Source organism: Rhizobium sp. L51/94, from assembly GCF_019355555.1.
Taxonomy (GTDB): Bacteria; Pseudomonadota; Alphaproteobacteria; order Rhizobiales; family Rhizobiaceae; genus Rhizobium; species Rhizobium rhododendri.
Map to the genome: position 1 here is coordinate 2,446,150 of NZ_CP072141.1, position 21,847 is coordinate 2,467,996.

General features: G+C 60.2%; 20 protein-coding genes. 18 read left to right on the forward strand and 2 right to left on the reverse strand.

What is annotated here, in order from left to right:
• Positions 1–24: 24 nt before the first annotated feature.
• The 13 genes from rpsB to lpxB all read left to right on the forward strand — a co-directional run bounded on the left by rpsB (position 25) and on the right by lpxB (position 13,199).
• Entirely contained in the window at positions 25–804 is a 780-nt protein-coding gene (rpsB, locus tag J5274_RS12075) for a 30S ribosomal protein S2 (protein ID WP_142822528.1), read from the forward strand.
• Between the two features lie 268 nt (positions 805–1,072).
• A complete protein-coding gene (gene tsf, locus J5274_RS12080) occupies positions 1,073–1,999 on the forward strand; it encodes a translation elongation factor Ts (protein ID WP_142822530.1) in 927 nt (308 codons plus the stop codon).
• Positions 2,000–2,097: 98 nt separating this feature from the next.
• A complete protein-coding gene (gene pyrH / locus J5274_RS12085) occupies positions 2,098–2,817 on the forward strand; it encodes a UMP kinase (protein WP_111215517.1) in 720 nt (239 codons plus the stop codon).
• 51 nt (positions 2,818–2,868) lie between these two features.
• Positions 2,869–3,429 carry a ribosome recycling factor gene (gene frr / locus J5274_RS12090; RefSeq protein ID WP_142822532.1) on the forward strand — a complete coding sequence of 187 codons (561 nt, stop codon included), beginning with the start codon at positions 2,869–2,871 and terminating at the stop codon, positions 3,427–3,429.
• Positions 3,430–3,473: 44 nt separating this feature from the next.
• A complete protein-coding gene (locus J5274_RS12095; RefSeq protein WP_142822534.1) occupies positions 3,474–4,220 on the forward strand; it encodes an isoprenyl transferase in 747 nt (248 codons plus the stop codon).
• The gene (locus J5274_RS12100) at positions 4,221–5,054 is read left to right on the forward strand and encodes a phosphatidate cytidylyltransferase (RefSeq protein WP_142822536.1); all 834 of its coding nucleotides are present in this window, start codon (positions 4,221–4,223) and stop codon (positions 5,052–5,054) included.
• A 24-nt stretch (positions 5,055–5,078) separates the two neighbouring features.
• The gene (gene rseP, locus J5274_RS12105) at positions 5,079–6,212 is read left to right on the forward strand and encodes an RIP metalloprotease RseP (protein ID WP_219274606.1); all 1,134 of its coding nucleotides are present in this window, start codon (positions 5,079–5,081) and stop codon (positions 6,210–6,212) included.
• Between the two features lie 194 nt (positions 6,213–6,406).
• Positions 6,407–8,746: an outer membrane protein assembly factor BamA gene (gene bamA, locus J5274_RS12110; RefSeq protein ID WP_142822538.1), complete on the forward strand. Its 2,340-nt coding sequence runs from the start codon at positions 6,407–6,409 to the stop codon at positions 8,744–8,746.
• Between the two features lie 52 nt (positions 8,747–8,798).
• Positions 8,799–9,863, forward strand: coding sequence for a UDP-3-O-(3-hydroxymyristoyl)glucosamine N-acyltransferase (gene lpxD, locus J5274_RS12115; RefSeq protein WP_142822540.1), 1,065 nt, complete (start codon positions 8,799–8,801; stop codon positions 9,861–9,863).
• A complete protein-coding gene (gene fabZ, locus J5274_RS12120) occupies positions 9,856–10,323 on the forward strand; it encodes a 3-hydroxyacyl-ACP dehydratase FabZ (protein WP_142822542.1) in 468 nt (155 codons plus the stop codon). The genes lpxD and fabZ overlap by 8 nt, the downstream gene beginning before the upstream one ends.
• Positions 10,320–11,138 (forward strand): acyl-ACP--UDP-N-acetylglucosamine O-acyltransferase, encoded by an 819-nt coding sequence (gene lpxA, locus J5274_RS12125; RefSeq protein ID WP_142822544.1) that lies wholly within the window; start codon positions 10,320–10,322, stop codon positions 11,136–11,138. The genes fabZ and lpxA overlap by 4 nt, the downstream gene beginning before the upstream one ends.
• 1 nt (position 11,139) lies before the next feature.
• Positions 11,140–12,021 (forward strand): LpxI family protein, encoded by an 882-nt coding sequence (locus J5274_RS12130; RefSeq protein WP_142822545.1) that lies wholly within the window; start codon positions 11,140–11,142, stop codon positions 12,019–12,021.
• Complete coding sequence (lpxB, locus tag J5274_RS12135; protein ID WP_219274607.1) at positions 12,018–13,199, forward strand: lipid-A-disaccharide synthase; 1,182 nt, start codon at positions 12,018–12,020, stop codon at positions 13,197–13,199. The genes J5274_RS12130 and lpxB overlap by 4 nt, the downstream gene beginning before the upstream one ends.
• Before the next feature lie 32 nt (positions 13,200–13,231).
• Here lpxB and gltA read toward each other — a convergent pair whose 3' ends face one another.
• Positions 13,232–14,521 (reverse strand): citrate synthase, encoded by a 1,290-nt coding sequence (gene gltA / locus J5274_RS12140; protein WP_219274608.1) that lies wholly within the window; start codon positions 14,519–14,521, stop codon positions 13,232–13,234.
• 301 nt (positions 14,522–14,822) lie between these two features.
• Here gltA and J5274_RS12145 point away from each other — a divergent pair, with 301 nt between their 5' ends.
• On the forward strand, positions 14,823–17,282 hold the full coding sequence (locus J5274_RS12145) for a ComEC/Rec2 family competence protein (RefSeq protein WP_219274609.1): 2,460 nt from the start codon (positions 14,823–14,825) through the stop codon (positions 17,280–17,282).
• On the opposite strand, the gene lexA is transcribed toward J5274_RS12145, so the two are convergent.
• Entirely contained in the window at positions 17,263–17,982 is a 720-nt protein-coding gene (gene lexA / locus J5274_RS12150) for a transcriptional repressor LexA (protein ID WP_219274610.1), read from the reverse strand. The genes J5274_RS12145 and lexA overlap by 20 nt on opposite strands.
• Positions 17,983–18,147: 165 nt before the next feature.
• Here lexA and J5274_RS12155 point away from each other — a divergent pair, with 165 nt between their 5' ends.
• From J5274_RS12155 to J5274_RS12170, 4 genes are all read left to right on the forward strand, one after another.
• On the forward strand, positions 18,148–19,032 hold the full coding sequence (locus J5274_RS12155; RefSeq protein ID WP_142822555.1) for a VOC family protein: 885 nt from the start codon (positions 18,148–18,150) through the stop codon (positions 19,030–19,032).
• Positions 19,029–19,874 carry a 3-deoxy-8-phosphooctulonate synthase gene (gene kdsA / locus J5274_RS12160; RefSeq protein ID WP_142822556.1) on the forward strand — a complete coding sequence of 282 codons (846 nt, stop codon included), beginning with the start codon at positions 19,029–19,031 and terminating at the stop codon, positions 19,872–19,874. The genes J5274_RS12155 and kdsA overlap by 4 nt, the downstream gene beginning before the upstream one ends.
• Before the next feature lie 147 nt (positions 19,875–20,021).
• Positions 20,022–21,296 (forward strand): phosphopyruvate hydratase, encoded by a 1,275-nt coding sequence (eno, locus tag J5274_RS12165; RefSeq protein ID WP_142822558.1) that lies wholly within the window; start codon positions 20,022–20,024, stop codon positions 21,294–21,296.
• A 135-nt stretch (positions 21,297–21,431) separates the two neighbouring features.
• Entirely contained in the window at positions 21,432–21,743 is a 312-nt protein-coding gene (locus tag J5274_RS12170) for a septum formation initiator family protein (RefSeq protein WP_219274611.1), read from the forward strand.
• Positions 21,744–21,847 lie beyond the last annotated feature (104 nt).

Sequence of the window (21,847 nt, forward strand, 5' to 3'; positions counted from 1 at the left end):
AACCGGATAAGGAGTAACCCAGGCATGGCATTGCCCGATTTTTCTATGCGCCAGCTTCTCGAAGCCGGCGTTCACTTCGGCCACCAGACACACCGCTGGAACCCAAAGATGAAGCCATACATCTTTGGCGACCGCAGCAACATCCACATCATCGACCTTCAGCAGACCGTTCCTTTGCTCAGCCGCGCCCTGCAGGTTGTCAGCGACACCGTTGCCCGTGGCGGCCGCGTCCTGTTCGTCGGCACCAAGCGCCAGGCGTCTGAAATCATCGCTGACAGCGCGAAGCGTTCTGCTCAGTATTACGTTAACTCGCGTTGGCTCGGCGGCATGATGACGAACTGGAAGACCATCTCCAATTCGATCCAGCGCCTTCGCAAGCTCGACGAAATCCTCAACGGCGACGCCCAGGGCTTCACCAAGAAGGAACGCCTCAACCTTGAGCGTGAACGCGAAAAGCTGGACAAGGCTCTCGGCGGTATCCGCGACATGGGCGGCACACCTGACCTGATGTTCATCATCGACACCAACAAGGAAAAGATTGCCATCGACGAAGCAAAGCGTCTCGGCATCCCGGTTGTTGCGATCATCGACTCGAACTGCGATCCGGATCAGATCGATTATCCGATACCGGGCAACGACGACGCCTCGCGCGCCATCTCGCTCTATTGCGAACTGATCTCGCGCGCTGCCATCGACGGCATCGCCCGTCAGCAGGGCTCGTCCGGCCGCGATCTCGGCGCTGCTTTCGAAGCACCGCTCGAGCCGACCCTGGAAGAAGAAGTTGCTCCTGCTCCGCAGGCTTGATTGACCAAGCGGCAGGCGGATGAAAATCTGCCTGGCCGCGACTGAAATTCAGATAAGGCCGTTGGTGACTTGAGCAAGTTTCAGCGGCCTTACCTGTTTCAGGCGAAGGCATTCGGCGTAGATCCACCGATTGCTATCGTTTGAAAATCATTCCGTGTGGCGCGCTTTCATAACGCTGTCATGCATAGGGGTACATTTCGTCCCTCAAACCGGGTGCCGCGCCGGCTGATGCCGTCAGCGCACCATACCAACCGACAAGAGGCAAATAATGGCTGAAATCACGGCTGCACTGGTAAAGGAACTGCGCGAAAAGAGCGGCGCAGGCATGATGGACTGCAAGAAGGCACTCACCGAGACCGCCGGCGACATGGAAGCCGCGATCGACTGGCTGCGCGCCAAGGGCATCTCCAAGGCTGACAAGAAGTCTGGCCGCACGGCTGCCGAAGGCCTCATCGGCGTTGCCAGCGCCGGCACATCGGCCGTTGTCGTCGAAGTCAACTCCGAAACCGACTTCGTTGCCCGCAACGATGCCTTCCAGGGTATCGTCCGCAACATCGCCAAGGTCGCCCTGACGACCGACGGTTCGGTCGAAGCCGTTGCCGCTGCGACCTATCCAGATTCTGAGAAGTCCGTCGCCGACACCATCAAGGATGCCATCGGGACGATCGGCGAGAACATGAATCTGCGTCGCACGGTTCTGCTGTCGGTCAAGTCGGGCGTCGTCTCGACCTACATCCACAATGCAGTCTCCGACGGCCTCGGCAAGCTCGGCGTTCTCGTTGCGCTGGAATCGACCGGTGACAAGGATGCGCTGAATGCCATCGGTCGCCAGGTTGCCATGCACATCGCTGCCACGGCACCGCTCGCCCTGCGTCCTGAAGACGTCGATGCTGCTGTTGCTGAACGCGAACGCAACGTGTTCATCGAACAGGCTCGCGAATCCGGCAAGCCGGAAGCCATCATCGAAAAGATGGTCGATGGCCGCATGCGCAAGTTCTTCGAGGAAGTCGCTCTTCTGTCGCAGGCTTTCGTCATCAATCCTGACCTGACGGTCGGCGCTGCCATCAAGGAAGCCGAAAAGGCAGTCGGCGCGCCGATCGAGATCACCGGCATGGCACGCCTCCTGCTCGGCGATGGCGTCGAGAAGGAAGAGACTGACTTCGCAGCTGAAGTCGCTGCCGTCGCCAAGGGCTGATCGTCGGTCTGCTTACTGCGGGAAAACCAGAGGGCATCGCGTGACAACGCGATGCCCTTCGTGTATCCGGCTTTTTACGATCAATCTTAGGAGCAACCATGTCCGAGCCGATTTACAAGCGCGTCTTGCTGAAGGCGTCTGGTGAAGCTCTGATGGGGACACAGGGCTTTGGCATCGATGTCGAAGTTGCCGACCGGATTGCCTCAGACATTGCCGAAGCCTGCCACATGGGCGTCGAAGTCGGCGTGGTTGTCGGCGGCGGAAACATCTTTCGCGGCGTCGCCGTGGCCTCCAAAGGCGGTGACCGCGTCACCGGCGACCACATGGGTATGCTGGGAACCGTCATCAACGCGCTGGCGCTGGCGACTTCCTTGCGCAAGCTTGGAATCGACACCGTGGTGCTGTCAGCTATCGCCATGCCTGAAATCTGCGAGAGCTTTTCGCAGCGCGCCACGCTCTATCATCTGTCGCTCGGCCGCGTCGTGATTTTTGCTGGTGGCACCGGCAATCCGTTCTTCACCACCGATTCGGCTGCTGCCTTGCGCGCGGCGGAAATGGGCGCCCAGGCGATCTTCAAGGGCACGCAGGTCGACGGCATCTATTCGGCCGATCCGAAGAAGGTGCCGGACGCTACCCGTTTCGAACATCTGACCCACAGCCAGGTGCTGGAAAAGGGTCTGGCCGTGATGGATGTCGCCGCCGTCGCACTGGCGCGCGAGAATTCCATCCCGATCATAGTATTTTCGATCCATGAAAAGGGCGGTTTCGCCCAGATTTTGACCGGCGGCGGCTACAAGACCGTCGTATCCGACAACTGACGATCTCATGGCGTCGTGGATCGACGCCGCATTGACGACGGGAGTAAAGACATGAGTGGCAACACCGACCTCAACGAAATCAAGCGCCGAATGGACGGCGCGATTTCCGCCTTCAAGGGCGACATCGCCTCGCTGCGCACCGGCCGTGCGTCGGCAAACATCCTCGATCCGGTAACGGTCGATGCATACGGTTCGCGCGTGCCGCTGAACCAGGTCGCCAACATCACCATTCCGGAACCCCGCATGCTCTCAGTCTCTGTCTGGGACAAGTCCATGGTGAGCGCCGTCGATCGCGCCATTCGCGAATCCAACCTCGGCCTGAACCCGATCATGGATGGCCAGAACCTGCGCATTCCGCTGCCGGAACTCAACGAGGAGCGTCGCCGCTCGCTGGTCAAGGTTGCCCACGAATATGCCGAGAAGGCCAAGGTTGCGATTCGCAACGTCCGCCGCGATGGCATGGATGGCCTGAAGAAGGCCGAAAAGGACGGGGCTCTCGGCCAGGACGAAACCCGCGCCAAATCGGACCGCGTGCAGAAGATGACGGATGACTCGATTTCCGACATCGACCGCTTGCTCATCGATAAGGAAAAGGAAATCATGCAGGTTTAGGTCTGCACGAACCAGCGTCCTGCCGTCGAACGAACTGGATACCCATGTCAGAGTCTAGCCTTATGGTAGTCCCCGAGCACGTCGCCATCATCATGGACGGCAACGGCCGCTGGGCCAGTGCGCGCGGCCTGCCGCGCACCATGGGGCATCGCAAGGGCGTCGACGCAGTCCGCGAGACCGTGCGCGCTGCTGGCGATGTTGGTATCAAGTACCTGACGCTGTTCGCATTTTCTTCGGAAAACTGGCGCCGCCCAGAGGCCGAGGTCACGGACCTGCTTGGGCTTCTGAAGGCATTCATCCGTCGCGACCTCAGCGAGTTACACCGGCAGAATGTCCGCATCCGCGTTATCGGCGATCGCCAGAACCTGCGGGGCGACATCCTGCCGCTGTTGATCGAAGCCGAAGAGACAACCAAGAATAACACAGCGCTGACGCTGGTCATCGCCTTCAATTATGGCTCCCGCGACGAAATCGCCCGCGCCGTTGTCAGTCTTGCCAAGGATGTCGAGGCGGGACGCTTGCGGCCGCAGGATATTACGGCGGCACTGATCGACGGGCGGCTGGATACGGCCGGAATTCCCGACCCTGACCTCATCATCCGCACCAGCGGCGAGGAGCGGCTCTCCAACTTCCTGCTCTGGCAGGCTGCCTATTCCGAGTTCATGTTTGTGCCGGACTACTGGCCGGATTTCAGCCGCGCCCTGTTCCTGTCCGCACTCGAGCGCTACGCCGCCCGTGATCGCCGCTTCGGGGCCCTGTCGGCCAAGCCGACCGCCGCCGTGGGTCTCTAAATGAGCCGCGAACTCAGGCTTCGAATTATATCGGGCGTCGTCATGGCAGTCGTGGTCCTGTTGGCCACCTGGCACGGCGGCTCGGCGTTCCGGCTGCTGGCATCGGTCATAGGGCTCCTCATCTACTACGAGTGGTCGACCATCACCGGCCTGCGAGATCGCGACTTTCCGGGAGCTGCCCTAGGCTGGCTCGCGGTCGTCGTCATTGTCATCGCCACGCTGGCGCGAGAATCGGTCTATGCGGTCGGCGCGCTGCTGCTTTTCACGGTCCTCGGCATGGGCCTCGTTGCGGCCCGAAAAAAAAGCTGGTGGTTGCCGGCCGGCATCGTCTACGCGGGCCTGACGGTCATCGCCATGTCGGAAATCCGCGACGACGACTTCCTCGGCTTCGTATTGATGCTGTTCATTTTTGCGACCGTCTGGGCAACCGACATCCTTGCCTACTTCGTCGGCCGCGCGCTGCGTGGGCCGAAGTTTGCGCCGCGCATTTCCCCCGGCAAGACGTGGTCCGGAGCCGCAGGCGGCACTCTTGCGGCTGTGATCATAGGCCCGGCAGTCGTCTGGTGCTTCTTCCCCGGCACAGGGCTCCGGGTGGTACTGGTGGCTCTCCTGCTGTCGGTCTGCAGCCAGGCTGGCGACCTCTTCGAGTCCTTCATCAAGCGTCGTTTCGGCGTCAAGGACTCCGGCCATATCATTCCCGGACATGGTGGCGTGATGGATCGTGCCGACGGCCTCGTTTTCGCTTGTTTTGCAGGCTTCTTGTTGGCTATCGTGCTGTCGTTGATGGCGGGAGGCGAGATGTCGTCCTTGGGCGGCGTATTGCTGGGTGTCTGAAATCAAAACATACAGGATACGTTCATGGGCAGCATAATGAGCATCGTCAGCTTCCTCGTAGGCTACATCCTGCCCTTCGTGCTGGTGCTATCGCTGCTGGTGTTCGTCCATGAGATGGGCCACTACCTCGTCGGCCGATGGTCCGGCATCCGCATCCTGGCATTCTCCGTCGGGTTCGGCCCGGAGATTGCCGGCTATACGGACAGCCACGGCACCCGCTGGAAACTCTCGGCAATCCCGCTCGGCGGCTATGTAAAATTCTTCGGTGACCAGGACGCCTCCAGCAAGCCGGACATCGATGCGGTCTACGCCATGAGCGAGGCCGAACGTGCCCAGTCCTTCGTCGGTGCCGCGCTCTGGAAGCGTGCCGCCACGGTGGCAGCTGGTCCCATTGCCAATTTTATTCTGGCGATTGCCATCTTCTCCGTCCTGTTTGCCATATACGGCCGCCAGGTTGCCGACCCTGTGGTAGCTGAGGTCAAGCCGGATAGCGCGGCCGCCCAGGCGGGGATCAAGCCAGGCGACCTCCTTGTGGCAATTGACGGCGACAAGGTCACGACATTCGACGACGTTCGCCGCTATGTCAGCATCCGCCCGGGCCGCAACATTGTCGTGACCGTCGAACGGCGTGGCGAAAAACGCGACTTCCCGATGGTTCCGCTTTCGACCGTCATGACCGACCAGTTCGGCAACAAGATGGAAGTCGGCATCATCGGCATCGTCACCAACCAGGAGATGGGCCATTTTCGCAAGGAAAGCTTCACACCACTCGGCGCAGTGGCCGAAGGTGTGAGGCAGACGGGGCACATCGTCACCGGAACGTTCGAATATATCGGCAATCTTCTTGGCGGCTACATGAAGGCGGATCAGCTCGGCGGCCCCATCCGCGTCGCCCAGGCCTCCGGCCAGATGGCGTCGCTGGGTATTGCAGCCGTGCTACAGTTGGCTGCCGTTCTGTCGGTTTCCATTGGGTTGTTGAACCTAATGCCTGTACCGGTACTTGATGGCGGCCACCTGATGTTCTATGCGATTGAGGCGGTAAGGGGAAAACCGCTTGGGGCCGGCGCGCAGGATGTCGCTTTCCGCATCGGTTTGTTCATGGTGTTGTCGTTGATGGTTTTCGCAACCTGGAACGATATCAGCGCCCTGATCGGATGAGGGCAGGACAGCGGAAATAATGCTTTATTTACGATGTTTCAAAGCTGTAGTGGCGAATGAGACACGTTTCCAAATGAAGTAAACAGAAATTAACCCGCGCGCTTGCTTGTAGGCTAAAAGCGGGTAAAACGACACACGTGGCCGGAATCGAGTTTGCTCGACATCAGGAACGACTGAGAAAAGGTAAGAAGTACATGAAGGCTGGTTCAAAGTTTTTGAACGCAGTATCGGCGGTTGCGCTGTCTGCTGGTATTGTTGCTTCGGGCGCAGGCGTCCTTACCCTTGCATCCGCCTCTGTCGCGGAAGCAGCTGTCATCCAGAAGGTCGACGTTCGCGGGGCATCCCGCTCTGGCGCGGACGCTGTTCGCGACAACATAACGATCAAGCCCGGTGTTAGTTTCACCAGTTCCGACGTCGATGACTCCGTAAAGCAGCTTTACGCGACGGGTTACTTCTCCGACGTCCACATCAATGTTTCCGGCGGCACGCTCGTCGTTTCCGTCAAGGAAAACCAGATCGTCAACGCGGTGGTTTTCAACGGCAATCGCAAGATCAAGGATGACAAGCTGCAGGGCGTCGTCAAGACGCATGCTTCGGGTCCTTTCGATCAGAACATCGTCAATGACGATATCAAGACCATCAAGGAAGCCTACGCAGTCATCGGTCGCAACGAAGTGACCGTGACGACGCAGGTCGTCAACGTGGCCCCCGGCCGCGTCAACATCGCTTTTGTCGTCAACGAAGGCGACCGTACGAAGATCGACAAGATCAACTTCACGGGTAACCAGGCCTATGGCGATGGTCGCCTTGCGTCGGTTATCGCGACGAAGAAGACCAACTTCCTGTCGTTCCTGACCCGCAAGGACGTCTACAGCGCCGACAAGCAGCATGCCGACGAAGACACGCTGCGCCAGTTCTATTACAATCACGGCTATGCCGACTTCCGCATCGTGTCCTCGGACGCGACGCTGGACGAGCAGACAAACGCCTACACCATGAACTTTGCTGTCGAGGAAGGTCCTCGTTACACCTTCGGCGACATCTCTGTCGTGTCGACGGTCGACGGCGTCAATGCCGACGAACTCAAGGGCCTGATCTCAACGTCTACCGGCGAAGTCTACAACGCCAAGAACATCCAGAAGTCGATCGAGGCGATCTCCAAGCGCGTTGCTGCTGCTGGATATCCCTTTGCCCGCGTCACGCCGCGTGGCACGCGCAACTTCCAGAACAACACGATCGCTGTGGAATATCTGGTCGACCAGGGTGAACGCGCCTATGTCGAGCGCATCGAAATCCGCGGCAACACCCGCACCCGCGATTACGTCATCCGTCGCGAATTCGACCTGAACGAAGGCGATGCGTTCAATCAGGAAATGATCACCCGCGCCAAGCGTCGCCTCGATGCTCTCGGTTATTTCACGAGCGTCAACATCACGACGGCACCGGGCAGCGCGCCTGACCGCGTCGTCATCGTCGTCAACGTGATCGACCAGTCGACCGGTTCGTTCGGCGTCGGTGCAGGCTACTCTGTCGGCAACAACGGCGGGATCCTGCTCGAAGCCTCCGTCGAGGAAAAGAACTTCCTCGGTCGCGGCCAGTACATCCGCATCGCTGCGGGCGCCGGCACAGAAGGCTCGCGCACCTACAACATCTCGTTCACCGAGCCCTATTTCCTCGGCTACCGCCTGGCCGCTGGTTTCGACATCTTCAAGAACCAGACGTCGAGCGACGATTACTACGACTACAGCGAAGCCGGCTTCTCGCTCCGCGTGACCGCGCCGATCACCGAAGACCTGGCCACGACCCTTCGCTACAACTACAAGCATATCGATTATAAGGGTACCAATGACTGGGAAGATCACCTGTCAAACACGTACCAGAACCTCATCAACGACGGTCCTTGGACGCAGTCGTCGGTGTCGCAGACATTCACCTACAACACGCTCGACGATCAGAACCTTCCTCGCGACGGTATCATCGCCAAGCTGACGCATGAGTTTGCAGGCCTCGGCGGCGACTCGAACTTCTACAAGATCAGCGGCAAGGCGCGCTTCGTTAAGACGCTGAGCGACGAAGCCGACATCATCGGATCTCTGACGCTCGGTGCCGGCTACGTGCTGCCTACGAACGGCAAGCTGAACGTCTTCGACCAGTTCCAGATCGGCGGTCGTGAAATCCGCGGCTTCGAGAACACGGGTATTGGCCCACGCACATCGAATGGCGACAAGGACCCGTTGGGCGGCACGACATACTTCACGGCCTCTGCTGAAGCCAGCGTTCCAATGCCTGGCGTTCCGCAGGACATCGGCCTGCGCGCTGCAGCCTTTGCCGACGCTGGTACCCTCACGGGTAACAAGGTCGACACCTCTGGCGATAGCGTCAACAGCGATAGCTCGATCCGTGCATCGCTCGGCCTCGGCATCATCTGGGCCTCGCCCTTCGGTGTGCTGCGCGTCGACTATGCGCAGCCTGTCATGAAGCAGAGTTACGACAAGGTTCAGCAGTTCCGGTTTGGCATTGCCAACCAGTTCTGATATCGGCAGGCCCAGACCCACGGGTTAGAATACCGTCCTGGAGCTGTTGTTTATGGAACATAACCGTTTTTTCCCGCCCCATGCTGGGGTCAGCCTTCGGGAGCTGGCCAATCATCTTGGGGCGGTTGTTGCCGATGAGAAGTTTTCAGACCGTGTCGTTCGTTCTGTAGCCCCCGTATACCGGGCAGCTGAAGGCGACGTTTGCTATATTCTTTCCCGCAAGAACATGGATGAGTTGAAGACCTGCAAAGCCTCCGCCATCATCTGCGATGCGTCGATGCAGTCGATCATTCCGCAACACGTGCCGATCATACTATCCTCAAAGCCCCATGCTGCCTTCGCCATTGCCGGTGCCTTGCTGCACCCTGCTGCAATGCGGGCCGTAACAGTCGGCACAGCTGAGAGCGGCATCTCGCCGTCCTCTTTCGTCGATCCCACCGCACGGCTCGAGGCCGGTGTGCTGGTCGAGCCGATGGCGGTTATCGGGGCAGATGCCGAGATCGGCGCGGGGACGCGGATCGGCGCAGGTGCCATTATCGGCGCTGGCGTCAAGATTGGCCGGAATTGCTCGATCAGTGCTGGGGCCAGCGTTCTTTGTGCCTATGTAGGCAACAACGTCATCATTCATAACGGTGCGCGCATCGGCCAGGATGGTTTCGGCTATGCCCCCGGTCCGGCCGGCATGCTGAAGATCGTCCAGGTCGGGCGCGTCATCATCCAGGATCACGTCGAGATCGGCGCCAACACGACGATCGACCGCGGCACGATGGACGACACCGTCATCGGCGAAGGAACGAAGATCGACAATCAGGCGCAGATCGGCCACAACGTCCGCATAGGGCGCCATACAGCGATTGTCAGCCAGGTCGGCATCGCCGGCAGCGCTCGCATCGGCGACGGCGTACAGATCGGCGGACAGGCCGGGGTTGCCGGTCACATCCATGTCGGAGACGGTGCGCAACTTGCTGCCGGTAGCGGCGTTATATTCGATCTGGCGCCTGGTGGTCGCTACGGCGGCGTTCCGGCGCGGCCGATCAAGGATTTTCTAAGGGAGATGGCGGAGACCATGGCTAAGATTGGAAGCCGCAAGAAGGCACGGGATGGCAAGGATGACTGATCACCCCGGGACCGAGCTCGGATCGGCCGATATTCTCGAGATCATGAAATTGCTGCCGCACCGCTATCCGTTTCTCCTCGTTGACAAGATCATCGAGATCGATGGCGACAACTCCGCAATTGGGATCAAGAACGTCACCGCCAACGAACCGCATTTCACTGGGCATTTTCCGGATCAGCCGATCATGCCTGGCGTCCTGCTGATCGAAGGCATGGCCCAGACCGCCGGCGCTATCTGCGCCCGCAAGGAAGGCCAGAGTGGCAGCCTCGTCTACTTCATGACCATCGACAATGCGCGCTTCCGCAAGCCGGTCGTGCCTGGCGACCGCGTTGAGTTTCACGTTGTGAAACAGCGCCAGCGTGGCAATATCTGGAAGTTTCATTGTGATGCAAAAGTTGACGGCACCAAGGTTGCCGAGGCCGATATCGGCGCGATGATCGTGCGCAAGGAAGAATCATGAGCGGCATAGCAAAGAGCGCCATTATCCACCCGATGGCCATCGTCGAAGATGGCGCCGTGCTGGGCGAGGGCGTCTCTATCGGGCCTTTCTGCTTCGTCGGACACAAGGTCGTGCTGGGTGACAATGTCCAGCTTTTCAACAATGCTGTCGTCACCGGCCGCACGACCCTCGGCAAAGGCTGCAAAATCTTCCCCATGGCCGTCGTCGGCGGTGATCCGCAGAGTGTCCATCACGGCGGCGAGGACACCAGCCTGACGGTTGGCGACAACTGCACGATCCGCGAGGGCGTGACGATGAACGCTGGCACGGCTGAATTTGGCGGCGAGACGATTGTCGGCAACAACAACCTGTTTCTCGCCAACTCGCACGTCGCCCATGATTGCCGGGTCGGCAACAACGTGATCATGTCCAACAACGTCATGCTTGCAGGCCATGTGGTGATCGGCGACCGCGCCATCCTGGGCGGAGGCTGCGCCGTGCATCAGTTCACCCGCATCGGCCGCCAGGCTTTCATCGGTGGTCTCTCGGCAGTCAATTACGATGTCATCCCCTACGGCATGCTGAACGGCAACCCCGGGATATTGGGCGGCCTTAACGTCGTCGGTATGACGCGTGCGGGTATCGAGCGGCCGATCATTCATATGGTCCGTCGCGCCTTCAAGGCGGTGTTCGAGGGCGAGGGTTCGATCCGCGAAAATGCGGCTGCAATCCGCACCGAGTTTGCCGATTGCGCCGAGGTGATGGAAATCCTCGACTTTATCGCCGCTGATAGCGATCGCGCCCTTTCGTCGCCGCATCGCGGCAACAAGAACTGACGTGGACGATAGCGGGAACGACGGCAAGGGGCGCCTGGCGATCATCGCCGGCAGCGGCTTTCTGCCAGCTTATCTCGCCGAGGCCGCCCGACAGGCGGGCGAAAACCCGGTTATCGTCGTATTGAAGGACGAGGTTCTCCGCGACTGGAGCGACTACGACCACGCGCTGCTCGGCGTCGGTGACTTCAAGGGATTCGAGGCGCTTTTCGATCGCTACGATGTGCGCCGTATCGTGATGTCAGGCAGCGTTGCCCGGCGCCCGGAATGGTGCGAGATACGGCCAACCTGGCAATCGTTGGTGCGAATGCCGCGAGTGGTCAAGACGCTGCTGTCCGGCGGAGACGATACCGTGCTGAAGATGGTGATCGGCCTGCTCGAGGTCAAAGGCCGCAAGGTCATCGGTGCCCACGACATCGCCCCCGATCTGCTGGCGACAACCGGCACGCTTGGCAGCCATGCACCGTCCGAGGATGACATGCGAGACATCAAACAAGCAGCCAGGGCAGCCGATGCGCTCGGCATGCTGGATGTGGGACAGGGCGCTGTCAGCGTCGGCGGACGCATCGTCGCGCTCGAGGGCGTCGAGGGCACGGACCAGATGATCGAGCGCGTCGCAGGCCTGCGAGCAGCGGGACGCATATCGCACCGCCGACGGGGCGTGCTGGTGAAGCTTTGCAAGCCGCAGCAGGACCTGCGCGCCGATCTGCCCTCCATCGGCGTATCGACCATCCTCAACGCCAAGGCTGCTGGTCTCGGTGGCGTCGCTGTCGAGGCCGGGCGTGCGCTGATACTCGAGCGCAAGGCAACGATCGACGCAGCCAATGAGGCCGGCCTGTTTTTGTTCGGCATCGACCGCGGCCTGCCTGCAGGAGGTCTCCAGTGAACAATGCGCCCCTGAAGGTCGCCATCATTGCCGGGGAAGTCTCCGGCGATCTGCTGGGCGCCGATCTCGTTGCTGCCCTGCGCCTGCAGACGACGCGACCGCTCGAGCTCGTCGGCGTCGGTGGCGACGGACTGGAGGCGCAAGGCCTGAAGTCGCTGTACGATTTCTCCGAACTGTCGCTGATGGGGTTCACCCAGGTGATCGCCAAGTTGCCGCGGCTGATTGCCCTTATCGGCGAAACGGCAAAGGCCATCATCGCCGCAAGGCCCGATGTTCTCGTGATCATCGACAGCCCGGATTTTACCCACCGGGTGGCCAAGCGGGTTCGCAAGGCGCTGCCCGACCTGCCGATTGTCCAATATGTTTGCCCGAGCGTCTGGGCCTGGAAAGAATATCGCGCCACAGCGATGCTCGCTTACGTCGATCACGTCCTGGCTGTCCTGCCGTTCGAGCCGGAAGTCATGAAACGTCTCGGCGGGCCGCCGACGACCTACGTCGGTCACCGCCTGGTGACGGATGCCGGTCTGGTCGACGCGCGCCAGCAGCGGGCTATTCGTCCGCCCCTCGACCAGGCCGACACGCGAACCATATTATTATTACCCGGCTCACGGTCGTCCGAAATAAATCACCTGATACCGTTCTTTCGCCGGACTGTCGATGAGCTTAGCCGGCGTAATAAAAACATGCGATTCGTCACGCCGACAGTCGCCCGACGCGAAGATTTGGTTCGCAAGCTGGTTGCGGATTGGGAGATCAAGCCCGAGATCGTCGTCGGGACTGGTGCCAAGTGGCAGGCCTTCGCGTCAGCCGATGCAGCGATGGCGGCGTCGGGGACAGTGATTCTGGAACTCGGCCTGACGGGTGTGCCGGTCATCTCGACCTACAGCACGGATTTCATCGTCAAGCTGCTGCACAAGCGGATAAAGACATGGACCGCTGCGCTGCCCAACCTGATCGCCGATTATGTCATCGTGCCGGAGCAGATCAACGAGATGCTGCTGCCGGGGCTGCTGTCCCGCTGGCTGGAACGCCTGTCGAGCGACACCCAGCAGCGCCGCGCGATGATCGAGGGCTTCGACCTCGTCTGGCACCGGATGCAGACCGAGATCCCACCCGGCGAAAAAGCTGCATCCATCGTGCTCGAAGTTCTGGACAACAAAAAACCCGCCCATTCCTGAGCGGGTTTTTTTTATGAAGCCGAAGACGCTTTTTAGCGGCCGTCGACCGGTGTGTAATCGCGCTTCGGTTCGCCCGTGTAGAGCTGGCGAGGACGGCCGATGCGCTGCTGCGGATCTTCGATCATCTCGTTCCACTGAGCGATCCAGCCGACGGTACGCGCGAGTGCGAACAGGACGGTGAACATTTCCGTCGGGAAGCCCAGCGCGCGCAGGGTGATGCCCGAATAGAAGTCGACGTTCGGATACAGCTTCTTTTCGATGAAGTAGGGGTCGTTCAGAGCGATCTTTTCGAGCTCCAGGGCAACCTGCATCAGCGGATCGCCGGCATTGCCGGTCGCTTCCAGCACCTCATACATCGTCTTCTGCATGATCTTGGCGCGCGGATCGTAGTTCTTGTAGACGCGGTGGCCAAAGCCCATGAGGCGGAAAGGATCGTTCTTGTCCTTGGCGCGAGCGACGTACTCGGGGATGCGATCGACAGTGCCGATTTCCTGCAGCATCATCAGGGCAGCTTCGTTGGCGCCGCCGTGGGCAGGGCCCCAGAGGCAGGCGATGCCGGCCGCGATACAGGCAAACGGGTTTGCGCCCGAAGAGCCGGCGAGGCGGACCGTCGATGTCGAGGCGTTCTGCTCGTGATCGGCGTGCAGGATGAAGATGCGGTCCATCGCACGGGCGAGAACCGGATTGACTTCGAACTCTTCGCAAGGAACAGCAAAACACATGCGCAGAAAATTCGACGCATAGTCGAGATCGTTCTTCGGATACACGAAAGGCTGGCCGATATGATACTTGTACGCCATCGCGGCAAGCGTCGGCATCTTGGCGATCATCCTGAGGCTCGCGACCATGCGCTGGTGCGGATCCGTGATGTCGGTTGAATCATGATAGAAGGCCGACAGCGCACCAACGCAACCGCACATCACAGCCATGGGATGTGCATCGCGGCGGAAGCCGGTGAAGAAGCGCGTCATCTGTTCATGCACCATCGTGTGATGAACGACGCGGTCGTCGAAATCCTTCTTCTGGGCAGCCGTCGGCAGTTCGCCGTAGAGAAGCAGGTAGCAGACTTCCAGGAAGTCACCCTTTTCAGCCAGCTGCTCGATGGGGTAGCCGCGATGCAGCAGAACGCCTTCGTCACCGTCGATATAGGTGATCTTGGATTCGCACGATGCGGTCGAGGTGAAGCCGGGGTCGTAGGTGAAGGAAGCGGTATTCTTGTAGAGTGCGCCAATGTCGAGGACGCTCGGGCCGATGGTACCGGCCTTCACCGGCAGATCGACAGTCTTATCACCCCAGGTCAGTTTCGCGCTTTGTTCCGTCATGAGAGCCTCCAAGATTTGGCGGGTTGGTGCCTTAAAAAAGCACCAAAGGGTTAAGCGTCTAAAGATTAGCTATATGATCCAGACGCTAATGCCAAGTTACCCTGACCGGTATTTGTGCATCGCGGTATCAACTTTTGGGCAGCGCCTGCGCCATGATTGCGATGCCTTTAAAGCACGTTCTTCGGCATTCCAGAAGCGACCTTCCTACGGCAGGCATTTCAATCGATTTTAGTTGAATTATTCGAGCAAAGGTTGCAAAAATACCCCGAGCTTGACGATTGCGGGCAGGGCTGACGGGCGAATGGCAGAGTTGGACGCGCGCGAGAGGCAAGGTCACCGCCAGGTATTTCTCGGCCTCGCCGAGCGGTCGCGCGCCACTGTCAACGCCGTTGCCAAGCTTGGACGGATGCCTGCCCGCACGCAACACGCCGTGCCGTGGCCGAAGCGCGCTGCCCTTTCGCTCAACGGGTGGCGAATCGCTACCGCCGGCATGCTTGCGGAAGAGGCCGCCCACGGTCGCGCGATGCTGTTTGCGCCCGTCTATATCGGCTGCGGCGCGATTATCTGGTTCGAGTTGCCGGGCAATCCGCCGCTGACGGGCATTGCGGCGGGCTTCCTCGTGCTCGCCGCCGTTTGCCTCCTGAAACACAATCTGAGCCCGATGCTGCGGCATCTGGCGTTCGCTGCGGCGCTGGGCCTGCTCGGCATGCTTCTCGCTGAGTGGGAGACGTGGCGGGCCTCGACGATCATGCTGGACTCGCCCGTGACCACCACCATCACCGGCCAAGTTCAGCGCCGCGAAGTGGACGATAAAGGGCGGTGGCGCTACGTGCTGGATCTGCTGGCGACAGACGCGCCTGTCGTTCGGCGGCCACCGGAGCAGATATCCCTTCTTGTGCGCGGCCAGGATGTACCGTTCGAACTCGGAGATGTGGTTGAGGGCAGGGCCCGGTTAAGCCCGCCAGCAGGCCCTGCGCTGCCCGGCCTCCACGATTTTGCGTTCACTGCCTATTTCGAAGGCACCGGTGCCAACGGTTTCTTCTACGGTACGCCGCAACTGATGATGGCCAGCGTCGACGACACCAGCGAGCGAACCACGCTCCAAAGGATCGACCGCTGGCTGACTGGGCTGCGCGGCCATATCGGAGACCGAATCCGCTCGATCCTGCCCGGCGACACCGGCGCCTTCGCGGCTTCGCTGGTCAACGACGAACGTCGGGCGATTTCGCCGGAAACGACGGATGCCCTAAGGGTGTCCGGCCTCGCCCATATCATCGCCATCTCGGGACTGAATATGGCTTTGTCGGCCGGTATCTTCTATGTCGGCCTCCGGCATGTACTGAGCCTGTTTCCCGGATTGGCGCAGGCTTTTCCGACCAAGAAAATTGCAGCCGTCGGTGCGCTGATCACCGTCACCGCCTATTATTTCATTTCCGGCTTCGGGGTATCGGCCGAACGGGCCTTCATCATGATGGCGATCATGCTGGTCGCGGTGCTGTTCGACAGACCATCCTTCAGCCTGCGCAATGTCGCCCTATCGGCCATCGCCATCCTGGTGCTCTCGCCGTCGCAGATCCTCGGCCCGAGTTTCCAGATGTCCTATGCGGCGACCATCGCCCTTGTATCCGGCTATTCGCTATGGAAGGGACGTCCGCCCCGCGAGCGGCGGTTTGCCGCTTTCCGGGCACCGATGCCGGTGCGGGCGGTCAGCCGCTTCTTCACAGGCGTCGCCATGACATCGTTCATCGGCGGCGCGTCGACGGCGATCTTTTCGATTGAGCATTTTCACAGGCTGGCGACCTATGGCCTCGTTGCCAACCTTGCCGCCATGCCGGTGGTGTCATTCATCGTCATGCCGATCGGCATGCTTGCCATGCTGATGATGCCTTTCGGCCTAGACGGCGTATTCTGGCTAGTCACCGGGTGGGGACTCGATATCGTCATGGTCATCGCAAAGACGGTGGCGGCATGGGGTGGCAATGTGCCCTTCGCGCGCCTGCCTGCCGGACTTTTCCCGACCATTATTGCCGGCTTCCTGCTGATGACGGTGCTGCGGACGCCTATGCGCCATGCCGGCGCGTTGCTGATTGCAGCCTCGGTGACCTTCGCCGCCTTCCAACCGTCTCTCCAGAAATCGGAACTGCTGATTTCGGAGGATGGCGAACTCGTCGCCCTGTTCCGGCAGGGGCGCCTCGAGCGCAACCGCGAACGCCCCCCGGATTTTATCTATCAGCAATGGCAGCGAGCCCTGCTGGTGTCAGAGGATACGCCGCCGCAAATGCTGCCGCCGGACAACTCGACCCCGTCCCATTCCGTTCGTGGCCGCCCCTCGACCCGTATGGATGCGGAGCATCAGGCCACATTGCGGTCAGCAATGGAAACTGCTCTGGACAATGCGGTCGACGGCGGGTTTGCCTGCCATGGTCGCGATTGGTGCGTTGCCATGCTCGAGACGGGCGCGATGCTGGTGACTATCTCCGACGCGGCTTATCTGGGGCCGGCCTGCGATACCGCCGACATTGTCATCACGCCGGTCAAACTTCGCCTTGATCGCTGTCGGTCCGGTGCAGTGCTCTACACCGGCGCTTCGTTACGCAAAACAGGTTCCATAGAGGTCAACTTAAGCTCTCCTAAGCCAGAGTTCATCACCGCGTTCAGCGCCCTTGACCGTCCATGGGAGAGGCATCGAGCCTACGACTGGCGAAAGCCCGCTTTCACCGGTACCGACGCCACGTCACCGGTCAGTGATACCGGCGGATGAGGCCGACAAGCCGCCCCTGGATCTTCACCCTGTCCGGGCCGAAGATGCGGGTCTCGTAGGCCGGGTTGGCTGCCTCGAGTGCAATGGAGGCACCTTTGCGGCGAAAGCGCTTGAGCGTGGCGTCCTCGTCATCGACGAGGGCGACGATGATGTCGCCGGGGCTCGCCGTACTGGCATTTCGGATGATCACCGTATCGCCGTCGAAGATGCCGGCCTCGATCATCGAATCGCCTCGCACCTCGAGCGCGTAATGCTCGCCGGCGCCGACCATGTCGGCTGGAACCATGATGTCGTGGGTGTTGTTCTGGATCGCGGCAATGGGAACACCGGCAGCGATTCGGCCCATGACCGGCAGCGAGACGGAGCCGCTGCGGTCGTCGACTGCGGGCTTTGTCGGCGCTGCGGCAACAGCCGGCGTCTTGCCAAGGCTGCCTTCGATGACGCTCGGCGAAAAGCCGCGCCGTGGCTGCGCATTCGGGTTATAGGCCTCGGGAAGCTTGATGACCTCGATGGCACGCGCCCGGTTCGGCAGGCGGCGAATGAAGCCGCGTTCCTCCAGCGCCGTGATCAGCCGATGGATGCCTGATTTCGACGCCAGATCCAGCGCATCCTTCATTTCATCGAAAGAAGGCGGCACGCCGGACTCTTTCATTCGTTCGTGAATGAAGAGAAGCAGTTCCTGTTGCTTGCGCGTCAACATCGTTTTTCGTGCTCCAAGTGCGAAACAAAGCCAGAACGGACACTATCTGTTCCATATGTGTTCCGCAAGTGACTAAATCTTTGTGAACGCCGTTGGAATAATCGCGTTTTTGGAAGATCATGTCGCGCTGCGGTCGCTGACGGCTTCGCAGGGTGGAGACAAACCATGACAGCAGCCTACCCGATCGACCATCTGGTCCTGCCGACCTGTGATATAGCCTCTGCGCGCCAGCGGCTGAGCAAGGTCGGCTTCACTGTCGCTGCCGATGCACGGCATCCCTTTGGTACTGAAAATGCTTGCGTTTTCTTTGCCGACAAGACCTATCTCGAGCCACTCGGCATTGCCAGTCTCTCGGAGTGCGAGGCGTCGGCGCTGGCCGGCAATGTCTTCGTCGCGCGCGACCAGGCTTTCCGGTTTCGCGTCGGCGACGATGGTTTTTCCTCCATTGCCTTCGCAACCGGCAATGCTGAAAGCGACCAGCAGCGCTTTCTCGACAGCGGGGTCTCGGGCGGCAAGATCCTCGAGTTCGAAAGGCCGTTGCGCATGCCGGACGGGTCCGAATCGATCGCCGGCTTTCGACTTGCCTTCGCTGCAGATTTGCGTGCCCCGGATTTCTTCGTTTTCACCTGCGAGCGCATCAATGCGATGCCGACGGATCGCAGCGCGCTGGAGAGGCATCCGAACGGCGTTCTCGGCATTTCGCGCATTGTACTGTCCTCCGCCAGTCCGGAGGCGTTTTCCGGGCTCATCAGCGAAGTTGGCAATGGTGCCGCAATCGCTCCGCATTCCTTTGGCATCACAGCATCGTCGGCCAATGTGGAAATCGACATCTTGAGCGGCGAGGGGATGGAGGCCTTCTATGAGGTGGCGCCATCCGGTGAAGATCCGGGCCTGCGGGGGCGGGCAATCGTCTTTGCCGTTCGCGATCTTTCCGTGACAGAAGCGCATTTGGCTGGTAACGGCGTGACCTACACACGCAAGAGCAACACTATTCTGGTGAAGGCCGCTCCCGGGCAGGGGGCATTGTTTGCCTTCGAGGAGACAGCATGAGCCATTCGACAAATTCGGACGTGGTCGCCGGCGAAGGCCCCGGCAAGGTCACTTTCTCCAACAGCAAGCGCCTCTCGCTGATTGCCGGTCCCTGCCAGATGGAGAGCCGCGACCATGCCTTCACGATAGCCGGCAAGCTCAAGGAACTCTGCGCCTCGCTCGGTATCGGGCTCGTCTACAAGTCGTCCTTCGACAAGGCCAACCGCACATCCCTGTCCGCCCAGCGCGGCCTTGGGCTGGAAGCGGCTCTGGAGATCTTCGCCGATCTGAAGCAGGAATACGGTTTCCCGGTGCTCACCGACATCCACACGGAAGAGCAGTGCGCGCTTGTCGCCAAGACCGTGGATGTCCTGCAGATCCCGGCTTTCCTGTCGCGCCAGACCGATCTTCTGGTCGCTGCCGCCAAGACCGGCCGCATCATCAACGTCAAGAAGGGTCAGTTCCTCGCCCCCTGGGACATGAAGAACGTGCTGGCCAAGCTTAACGACAGCGGAAACCCGAATATCCTGCTCTGCGAACGCGGAGCCTCCTTCGGCTACAATACGCTGGTCTCCGATATGCGCTCGCTGCCGATCATGGCGGCGATGGGCGCTCCGGTGATCTTCGATGCTACCCACTCCGTGCAGCAGCCCGGTGGCCAGGGCGCATCGTCAGGCGGCCAGCGCGAATTCGTGGAAACCCTTGCCCGCGCGGCCGTTGCCGTCGGCGTCGCCGGCGTCTTTATCGAAACCCACGAGGATCCCGACCATGCGCCGTCCGATGGCCCCAACATGGTGCATCTGAAAGACATGCCGCAGCTGCTCGAAAAGCTACTGGCATTCGACGCCATCGCCAAGGCCTAGCATCTGCGGGAGCGTTCAACAGGCTGACATGATCTTGGTTTAGTCGGCTATGACGTTCCCTCATTCGAAGCGCGTGATGGCATTGTAATTGTCACGCCTTCGATTTAGAGATTTCAATCGATTATAACCAGCGAGCAGGAACCAGCCATGACCGCAATCACCGACATTATCGCCCGCGAGATTCTCGACAGCCGCGGCAACCCGACTGTCGAAGTCGACGTATATCTGGAAGACGGCAGCATGGGTCGCGCCGCAGTCCCGTCGGGCGCCTCGACAGGTGCCCACGAGGCAGTCGAATTGCGCGATGGTGGCTCGCGTTACCACGGCAAGGGCGTCGAAAAGGCTGTAGAAGCCGTCGATACCGAGATTTTTGAGGCCATCGGCGGTCTCGATGCTGAAAACCAGATCCAGATCGACAACCTGATGATTGAGCTGGATGGCACGGCCAACAAGTCCCGCCTCGGCGCCAACGCCATCCTCGGTGTATCGCTCGCCGTCGCCAAGGCCGCTGCCCAGAGCGCCGACTTGCCGCTCTATCGCTACGTCGGCGGCGCTTATGCCAGCCTTCTGCCTGTGCCGATGATGAACATCATCAACGGCGGTGCCCACGCCGACAACCCGATCGACTTCCAGGAATTCATGATTCTCCCCGTCGGTGCAGAAACCTTCTCCGATGCCGTCCGCATGGGCTCCGAAGTTTTCCACGTGCTGAAGAAGGAGCTGTCGGCCCAGGGTCATAACACCAATGTCGGCGACGAAGGCGGTTTCGCACCGGGCCTGAAGAGCGCGCCGGAAGCCCTGGACTTCATCATGAAGTCGATCGAGAAGGCCGGCTATCGTCCCGGCGAAGACATCTACCTCGGCCTCGATTGCGCTGCGACCGAGTTCTTCAAGGACGGCAAGTACGTTCTCGAAGGCGAAGGCCGCACGCTGGAGCCGGGCGCCATGGCTGAATACCTTGCCGAACTCGCTGCCAAGTATCCGATCCTGTCGATCGAAGACGGCATGTCCGAAGACGATTGGGAAGGCTGGAAGACGCTGACCGAGCTTGCCGGCAAGACCACCCAGCTGGTTGGCGACGACCTTTTCGTCACCAACTCCTCGCGCCTTCGCGACGGCATCAAGATGGGCGTCGCCAACTCGATCCTCGTTAAGGTCAACCAGATCGGCACGCTGACCGAAACGCTCGACGCCGTCGAAACGGCCCACAAGGCCGGCTACACCGCCGTCATGTCGCACCGCTCCGGCGAAACCGAGGATTCGACGATTGCCGATCTCGCGGTCGCCACCAACTGCGGCCAGATCAAAACCGGCTCGCTGTCGCGCTCGGACCGTCTTGCCAAGTACAACCAGCTGATCCGCATCGAGGAAATGCTCGGTCCGCAGGCCCGCTACGCCGGCACGTCCATCCTGCGCGGCTGATACCAGACGCATCCGCTTTTCTACCAACCGCGCCTTCGGGCGCGGTTTTTTAGTCGATCTCGCAACACGGTCAACGGACGGTTAATCTCTGCCGTCTAGTGTCGCTCACACGGGTACAGCGTATGGGCAAACGGCATGTGGACAAAATATCATAAGAAGAAGCGGCTCGGTCACCTGGTTCTTCCATCCATCACCGTCGCCTTCGTATCCTATTTCGGCTACCACTGCGTCCATGGCGACTACGGCCTGCGGGCGACCGAAGTCTTCGAGCAGCAGCGACTGGCCCGCTCCAAGGATCTGGCCGATCTCGTTGCTAAGCGACAGCACCTTGAAAAGGAGGTTGCCCTGCTCAGCGACGGATCGCTCGACAAGGACATGCTTGATGAAAAGGCCCGTTACCAGCTCGATTATTCCAAGGCCGACGAAATCGTCATCTTCAACAAATAGCGCGATTAACTGAATTTCAGTTAATCGAAGATTTTATTTATTTTTCAGTGACTTATATCGAATACTAGCCATGCGTTTATGGCATTGCTGCATCTGTTAATCTT